Origin of the sequence: Rhizobacter sp., assembly GCF_031412495.1 — a bacterium.
GTDB lineage: Bacteria > Pseudomonadota > Gammaproteobacteria > Burkholderiales > Burkholderiaceae_C > Schlegelella_A.
Genome location: NZ_JANODC010000396.1, coordinates 1 through 7,166 on the forward strand (window position 1 = coordinate 1; position 7,166 = coordinate 7,166).

8 protein-coding genes and 2 pseudogenes are annotated in these 7,166 nt (G+C 71.9%); 6 read left to right on the forward strand and 4 right to left on the reverse strand.

Going from position 1 to position 7,166, the window contains the following annotated elements:
• Both AC30N0_RS14480 and AC30N0_RS14485 read right to left on the reverse strand, forming a co-directional pair.
• Positions 1-189 (reverse strand): hypothetical protein (locus tag AC30N0_RS14480; RefSeq protein WP_489518610.1); only part of this gene is annotated, 189 nt, incomplete at its 3' end.
• Positions 190-227: 38 nt separating this feature from the next.
• Entirely contained in the window at positions 228-1,004 is a 777-nt protein-coding gene (locus AC30N0_RS14485; RefSeq protein ID WP_489518611.1) for a class II aldolase/adducin family protein, read from the reverse strand.
• A 121-nt stretch (positions 1,005-1,125) separates the two neighbouring features.
• Here AC30N0_RS14485 and AC30N0_RS14490 point away from each other — a divergent pair.
• The 5 genes and pseudogenes from AC30N0_RS14490 to AC30N0_RS14510 all read left to right on the forward strand — a co-directional run.
• Positions 1,126-1,821 (forward strand): annotated as a pseudogene (locus AC30N0_RS14490) (alpha/beta fold hydrolase); the annotation flags it as partial.
• Positions 1,801-2,103 carry a DUF3297 family protein gene (locus AC30N0_RS14495; protein WP_489518617.1) on the forward strand — a complete coding sequence of 101 codons (303 nt, stop codon included), beginning with the start codon at positions 1,801-1,803 and terminating at the stop codon, positions 2,101-2,103. The pseudogene AC30N0_RS14490 and the gene AC30N0_RS14495, both read left to right, overlap by 21 nt.
• Positions 2,104-2,113: 10 nt before the next feature.
• Entirely contained in the window at positions 2,114-3,007 is an 894-nt protein-coding gene (locus AC30N0_RS14500) for a ChaN family lipoprotein (protein ID WP_489518612.1), read from the forward strand.
• Positions 3,008-3,017: 10 nt separating this feature from the next.
• Positions 3,018-3,890: a hypothetical protein gene (locus AC30N0_RS14505; RefSeq protein ID WP_489518613.1), complete on the forward strand. Its 873-nt coding sequence runs from the start codon at positions 3,018-3,020 to the stop codon at positions 3,888-3,890.
• Positions 3,891-4,046: 156 nt separating this feature from the next.
• Positions 4,047-4,241 (forward strand): hypothetical protein, encoded by a 195-nt coding sequence (locus tag AC30N0_RS14510; RefSeq protein WP_489518614.1) that lies wholly within the window; start codon positions 4,047-4,049, stop codon positions 4,239-4,241.
• 491 nt (positions 4,242-4,732) lie between these two features.
• Here AC30N0_RS14510 and AC30N0_RS14515 read toward each other — a convergent pair whose 3' ends face one another.
• Complete coding sequence (locus tag AC30N0_RS14515; RefSeq protein WP_489518615.1) at positions 4,733-5,755, reverse strand: adenylate/guanylate cyclase domain-containing protein; 1,023 nt, start codon at positions 5,753-5,755, stop codon at positions 4,733-4,735.
• A gap of 189 nt (positions 5,756-5,944) precedes the next feature.
• Here AC30N0_RS14515 and AC30N0_RS14520 point away from each other — a divergent pair, with 189 nt between their 5' ends.
• Positions 5,945-6,985, forward strand: a complete 1,041-nt coding sequence (locus AC30N0_RS14520; protein ID WP_489518616.1) for an alpha/beta hydrolase family protein — start codon at positions 5,945-5,947, stop codon at positions 6,983-6,985.
• Here the strand turns inward: AC30N0_RS14520 and AC30N0_RS14525 are convergent.
• Positions 6,948-7,166: pseudogene (locus tag AC30N0_RS14525) on the reverse strand (serine hydrolase); the annotation flags it as partial. The gene AC30N0_RS14520 and the pseudogene AC30N0_RS14525 overlap by 38 nt on opposite strands.

The window sequence follows — 7,166 nt, forward strand, 5'->3', positions numbered from 1 at the left end:
GTGCGCACGCGCCGTGCGCCGCACCGACTCGCCGTCGACGACGTCGAAGAAGCCGAAGTCGCCGAGCGTCGGCAGGGCAGCGGCGATGGTGTGCTCCAGCGCGTCGTCGAAGGCGAGCGACGAGGCCAGCGTCTGCGCCGCCCGGCTCAGGAAGTGGCGCGGTTCGGCGGCGGGAAGGTCGCGGTGCATGGCGGTGGCCGGCGCTGCGCGACGGTGCCCGTAGCGACCTAGTCCCGGTAGCCCGGCAGTTCGCGGTCGAGCACCCGCATCATGGCCTCGAAGAAGAGGCGCTCCCTCTCGGCGCGGGGGTGGCGGTCGTCCGGGCTCGGCGTCTGCACGCGGGCGACGATCTCGTCCGTCAGCACCTGCAGCGGCCGCCCGGTGCCCATCGCCAGGATCTGGTTGCGGCAGACGCGCTCGAGGCGGTAGATGCGGCGATAGGCCTGCGCCACCGTGTCGCCGGTGACCAGGATGCCGTGGTTCTTCATGAACAGGATCGGCCGGTCCTGCATCGCCGCGGCCAGTCGCTCGCCCTCGGCCGGCGTCGCCGCGAGGCCGGTGTAGTCGTCGTCGTAGGCGATCTGGCCCATGAAGAAGGCGGCGGTCTGCCCGGCCGGCAGGAGCCGGTTGTCGGCCAGCATGTTCAATGCCATGGCCCAGGTCTGGTGCGTGTGCAGCACGACGCGGGCGCCGCTGATGCGGTGGATCGGCGCGTGGATGCACTGCGCCGAGAGCTCCAGCATGCCGCTGCCCTCGAGGACACGGCCCGCCTCGTCGAAGACGATCATGTCGCTGGCGCGCGCCTCCGACCAATGCAGTCCGTACGGCAGGATCAGGTACTGGCCGTCGCGGCCGGGCACGGTCAGGGTGAAGTGGTTGTCGATGCCCTCCTCAAGCTCGTGCAGCACGGCCAGGCGCAGTGCCGCGGCGAGGTGGACGCGGGCCTCGGCGACGGCGTCGCCCGGGGCCTCGTCGCGGGGCGTGATCAGGGGGCGAACGGACATCGGCGGGTCTCCGGGAAGGGCAGTTGGCGAGCTTACCGGCTCGGCGAGTGCGGCTGAAGAGGGCGCACGCGAAGCGGGCCTATATTTCCGGAGCCGCCCATCCCGCCGAAACGAACGCCCGATGACACGACTCCCCCTCCTCGCCCTGCCCGGCCTGCTCAACGACGAACGGCTCTGGGCGCATCAGGTCGCCGGCCTGGCTCCCGAGCATCAACTGATCGCCATGCCGGTGACCTCGCACGACGGGGTCGCCGCGGTCGCCGCCGCGGTGCTGGCGCGCGCCCCGGCCGGCCGCTTCGCGCTGGCCGGCTTCTCGATGGGCGGCTACGTCGCCTTCGAGATCATGCGGCAGGCGCCGGAGCGCGTCGCCGCGCTGGCCCTCGTCGACACCGGCGCGCGGCCCGATGCGCCGGCGACGAGCGAGGCCCGGCGCGCTGCCATCGCCAGATCGCAGACGGCTTTCGACGCGGTCGTCCAGGAGCTCATCGACAAGATGCTGCCGCCCTCGCGCCATGCCGACCGGCCGCTCGTCGACGGCATCCGGGCCATGGCCCAAGCGGTCGGCCGCGACGCCTTCGTGCGCCAGCAGACGGCGATCATCGGCCGGCCCGACAGCCGGCCGCTGCTGGCGCAGATCCGCTGCCCGACGCTGGTCCTGTGCGGCCGGGAAGACCGCGTCCTGCCGCTGGAGATGAGCGAGGAGATGGCAGCGGGGATCGCCGGCGCGACGCTGGTCGTGCTCGACGGCACCGGGCACATGGCGCCGCTGGAGCAGCCCGACGCCGTGACCGAAGCGATGCGCACGTGGCTGGCACGGGCGAGCGACGACGCGGCGCCGCGCACGGCCGCGGCGCCGGCCGTGCCGGAGCGGCCCGCGCTGCCCGACCGCCTCTCGGTCGACCCGCGCAGCCCGCATCACCTCGCCGCGGTGTTCGAGCACCCGATCGGCATCCGCCTGAACGACAAGGAGCGCCACGACGTCGAGGAGTACTGCATCAGCGAAGGCTGGGTCAAGGTGGCCGCCGGCAAGACGAAGAACCGCGCCGGCCAGCCGCTGCTGATCCAGCTGAAGGGGCGCGTCGAGGCCTTCTACCGCTGACGGTGCGGCCGTGGCGGAAGGCGTGCCGGTGCGGATGTCGATGCCCTTGGGTTTCGCCCACCTCGCGATGGGCGTCGCCCTGGCTGCCCTCGGCGCGTGCTCGACGCCGGCCCCCAACGGGGTGTCGATCCCGGCCTGGCAGGCGCGGCTCGGCGGTGACGCCGTCGTCCTGCTCGGCGAGGTGCACGACAACCGCGACCAGCACCGGCTCCGCCTCGAGGTGCTGCGGCGCGCCTTCGCCGCCGGCTGGCGTCCGGCCATCGTCATGGAGCAGTTCGACCGCGAGCGGCAGGCCGACATCGAGCTTGCGCGGCGCGAGCGGCCGCTCGATGCGCAGCACCTGATCGACCGCGCCGCCACGCCGCCGCGAGACCGGGGCGGCGGTTGGCAGTGGGACTTCTACCGCCCCGTCGTGGCCCTCGCGCTCGAGCACGGCGTGCCGCTCGTCGCAGGCAACCTGTCGAGCGCCGATGCCGCGAAGATCGTGCGCGGCGGCGCCGCTGCGGTGTTCGACGCCGCGGCCTTGCAGGCGCTCGGCCTCGACCGGCCCATCGATGCCGACTGGCAGCGCGCGCTGGAGCGCGAGATCGATGCCGGCCACTGCGGCGCGCTGCCCGCGGCGACGTGGCCGCGGATGGCGGGTGCGCAGCGGGCGCGCGACGCGGTGCTGGCCGATGCCTTGCGCCGGCATGGCGGGCGCGGCACCGTCCTGCTGGCCGGCAACGGCCATGTGCGCAAGGACATCGGCGTGCCGCGCTGGCTGCCCGACGGCCGCGTCTGGTCGGTGGGTTACCTCGAGGCCGGTGACGGGCACACGCCGGAGCACGCCTTTGACGCCGTCGTGCGCACGAAGCCGGTCGAGCGCGCCGATCCGTGTGCTGCCTTTCGCAGCCGTGTGCCGTAGAGAATCGGACATGCCATCTCGCCTGGGTCTCGTGTTCCTTCTCGGCGCGCTGGCTGCGCCGACGGCTCTCGCCATCGATGTCGATGCACTGTGGGACCACCGGCGGCCCGAGCTCAGCGAGCAGCGATTCCGGGCCGCGCTCGACGGTGCCGGCGCCGACGATCAGCGCATCCTGCAGACGCAGATCGCCCGGACGTACGGGATGCGGCGCGAGTTCGCCAAGGCACGCGAGGTGCTGGCGCAGCTCGAGCCGACCCTGGCCTCGGCTTCCGCGGAGGTGCGGGTCCGGTACTTCCTCGAGCTCGGCCGCAGCCACCGCTCTCCCTTGCATCCGCCGGAGCTGCGCACGCCGGCGTCAGTCGAACAGGCGAGAGCGAGCTTTCTCCGGGCGTTCGAGCTCGCACAACAGGCTCGTCTCGATGCCCTCGCGATCGATGCGCTGCACATGATGCCGTTCGTCGAGGCGGACGCCGATCGGCAGATGGAGTGGAACGACAAGGCGTTGCGCTACCTGGCGCAGTCCACGCAGGCAGACGCCAAATCCTGGGAGGGCCCCCTGCGCAACAACGTGGGCCATGCGAAGCGCCTGAAAGGTGACTACGAGGGCGCTCTCGGCGAGTTCGCGCTGTCGCGCGCCGCTTACGAGCGGGCCGGTCGCGTCACCGATGTCAGGATCGCCGACTGGATGGTGGCGCGAACGTACCGGGACCAGAAGCGATACGACGAAGCGCTGGCCATCCAGCTCGGGCTGGAGCGCGCGTGGGCGGCCGAGGGGAGCGCCGATCCGCATGTCCTGCAGGAGCTGGAGCACCTGTACCGCGCACTCGGCCAGGAAGAACGAGCGCAGCACTACGCTTCGAAGCGCAAGGCGGCGCAGCGATGACCGCGGGCCGTTCGCGATGAGAGGGTTGTCCGTGTGGCGGGGCGCCGCGGTGGCTTCGGCCGCCTCGCTCAGCCCTCGCCGGAGCCGGCTTCCGCGCAGGGCCCTCAGCCGCGCGCCCTCCCAGCCGCGCCGGCCGCTGAGTCCTTCGCGGCGGGCGTGAAGGCTTTCGACCAGGGCAAGCACCGGGAAGCGTTCATGCTCTGGCTGCCGCTTGCCGAGCAGGGCAAGGCCGAAGCGAAATTCAACATCGCCGTCATGTACGAGGGCGGCCTCGGGGTCGTCAAGAGCGACATCGAGGCGGCCCGCTGGGACCGGGCCGCGGCCGAGCGGGGCAATGCGCCGCGCAACTGAAGATGGGAAGCCTCCACGAGGCGGGCGTGGGCGTCCCCTCGGACCTCGGCAACGCGCGCTACGGGTACGGCGCGGCGGCGGAGGGAGGCGCCAAGGATTCCGACGCGGCGCGGCAGGCACGCGTTCGGCTGGCCGCGATCTCCCGGCGCACAAGATCGAACCCGAGGACGTGACGGCATTCGACGGCGGGCGATACGCATGTGCCTCATCGTGCGCCACCATCTTCCTCGGCGGCACCGAGCGGGTGCTATGGGGCGCGCGCGGCCATCGGACTCCACCAGGCCGCCTGGATGCGCGATGCCGACAAACCGGAGGACCGCCGGTGTGTCACGACGGCCCACGACGGAGCATCGTCGCCCTGCGGCGCTACGTGCGGTTCATGGTTCGGAAACCGCCGATGCGATCATGCGCATCGTCATGAGCACGCCCTGCAAGTCCATCGAGTGGGTGAATGGCCAGGGTGCACTGGAGCGGCGCGGTAGAGGTCCGGGCTAGGCCGCATCGGTTTCCACGCAGAACGCGTGGATGGGCTCGACCCGTCCGCGCAGTGCCAGCGGTCCCAAGTCGCGGGTGCGGATCTCGCGCGGCGCTTGCAGCGCACCGAGCGCTTCCGCCGATGCGATGAAGAGGCAGCCGACGTCCCGGGTCGCCTGCTCGAGCCGCCCGGTCGTGTTCATGACGTCGCCGTGGAAGACGATCGCGCGCCGCACCTGGCCGACCTCGCCGGCGATGACTTCGCCCAGATGCAGGGCCGCACGCAGCGCCGGTTGCACGCCGAAGCGCTGGCCGAAGCGGTGCCCGTCGGCGGCGAGCGCCGCCTGCATCGCGAAGAAGCAGCGGAGGGCGCGCGCGTCGGCGACGCCGTCGGCCTCGACCCAGGTGATGACGATCTCGTCGCCGACGTACTGGTAGATCTCGCCTCGGCACACCTCGACCGGCTCGGCGACGGCCGAGAACACCGCCGCCAGGAAGCGATGCGCCTCCAGCGCGCCGAGCCGCTCGGCGATCGCCGTGGAGCCCACCACGTCGACGAAGAGGAAGAAGCGCCGCTCGGCGAACGGCCGGCGGTACCTGCCCCGCAGCAGCGCCGTGAAGGTGCGGTAGCCGACCAGGCCCGCGGCCTGGAACGTCATCACCACGACGCCGACGGCCACCAGCGACAGGCAGACCGCGATCAGCCCGGTCCGCGCGTTGTAGACGGTGACCACGCCCATCAGCCGCTCCCCGGGCTGGCCGACGAGGACGGCGGCGGCGATCGCGCCGTAGAGCAGCGTCTTCAGGACGAACACCGCCGCGAAGGGCAAGGCATCGAGCCAGCGCATCGACGCGCGGCTCAGCAGGAAGAGCTCGATGCCGGCGATCCACGAGCTCGTGAGCAGGGCGTCGACGACGCCGATCGGCATCGAGATCAGCAGGGAGCGGAACAGCGCCGGAGCACCCGGTCCGGCCGTCGCGCCGGCGTAGAGTGCACCGACGGCAGCGCCCATGATCGCCGCCATGCGCACGATGCGCATGAAACGTCGCCAACGTTCGCGCGTGACGGCAGAAGGTGCGGCGAACATCTGCCCTCGACTCTAAGGGCACCCCCTCCCCGACCCCGCGGTGCCGCTTCGCGCGTGGAATCGGCGCTTCGTCGCACGGCAGGAGACGGTCGGCCAGGGCGGTGCAGACAATCGCCGACCTCATCTGTACGGAAAGCCACCATGAAGACACACGCATCGACATTCGTTTCCGCTGCGACGGGCGTCGTCTTCATGCTGTTCGGAAACTGCGTCGACGCGGCAGGCTTTCAGCACGGGGTCGCCGCCGATCCGGCGGGCAAGCCGTTGGAGATCGGCATCTGGTACCCGAGCCAGGCGCCGGCGGGCCCGGTGACGAGGGGGCCGACGACGATGCGCGTCGCGGTCGACGCCGAGGTGCACGGCAAGGGCCTGGCGCTGGTCGTGATGTCGCACGGAACCGGGGGCTCGTATCTCGGCCACTTCGACACCGCCGTCACCCTGGCCGACGCCGGCTACGTGGTCGTGGCCGTCACCCACACCGGCGACAACCACCGAGACCAGAGCCGCAGCGTCGACGTGATGGACCGCCCGCGCCAGATCAGCCGGGTGATCGACCACATGCTGTCGAGCTGGAGCGGCCACGCCGCGATCGACCCGGCGCGCATCGGCATGTTCGGCTTCTCGGCGGGTGGCTTCACCACGCTGGTGAGCATCGGCGGCGTTCCCGACTTCTCGACCGTGGGACCGACGTGCCGCCAGCACCCCGATGACTTCGCCTGCCGGCTCATCGAGAAGATCGGCGGCAACGCCGCGGTGCCTGTCCCGACGTCTGCATCCGCTGCAGCCGACCCGCGCATCCAGGCCGCGGTGGTGGCGGCGCCCGCGCTCGGCTTCACCTTCGCCCCGGCCGGGCTCGGGAACGTCAAGGTGCCCGTGCAGCTCTGGCGCGCCGAGGACGACGCCGTCCTCCCGCACCCGCGCTATGCCGAGGCCGTGCGCCTCGCCCTGCCGCAGACGCCCGAGCATCGGGTCGTGGCCAAGGCCGGACATTTCGACTTCCTGGCGCCTTGCAGCAGCGCCCTTGCGGCGCTCGCGCCGGCCATCTGCACCAGTGCCCCCGGCTTCGACCGATCGGCGTTCCATGCGGAATTCGGCGCCGCGGTCCTCGGCTTCTTCGACAGGACGCTGGGCGCGGCCGCAGCGATCAGCGTTGGCACAGAGCCTCGGCGAGCCGGCCGATGACGGCCGGTGCCTGCGCCGGGTCGAGCCAGCGCAGCACGAACACGGCGTCGAGTTCCGGATCGATCCAGGTGTAGTGGCCGCCCGCGCCGACCATGAACACGGCGCGCGTCGATGCGCCAGGAAAAGCCCGGCCGTCGCGGTTGAGCCAGAGCAGCCGGCCGTAGAACGGCGCGATGGCGCA

What these genes read in the sequence shown, in the direction of transcription:
- AC30N0_RS14485 (WP_489518611.1), bottom strand. Translation starts at nt 1,004, where the DNA reads ATGTCCGTTCGCCCCCTGATCACGCCCCGCGACGAGGCCCCGGGCGAC.
- AC30N0_RS14495 (WP_489518617.1), top strand. Translation starts at nt 1,801, where the DNA reads ATGCGCACGTGGCTGGCACGGGCGAGCGACGACGCGGCGCCGCGCACG.
- AC30N0_RS14505 (WP_489518613.1), top strand. Translation starts at nt 3,018, where the DNA reads ATGCCATCTCGCCTGGGTCTCGTGTTCCTTCTCGGCGCGCTGGCTGCG.
- AC30N0_RS14515 (WP_489518615.1), bottom strand. Translation starts at nt 5,755, where the DNA reads ATGCGCATCGTGCGCATGGCGGCGATCATGGGCGCTGCCGTCGGTGCA.
- AC30N0_RS14520 (WP_489518616.1), top strand. Translation starts at nt 5,945, where the DNA reads ATGAAGACACACGCATCGACATTCGTTTCCGCTGCGACGGGCGTCGTC.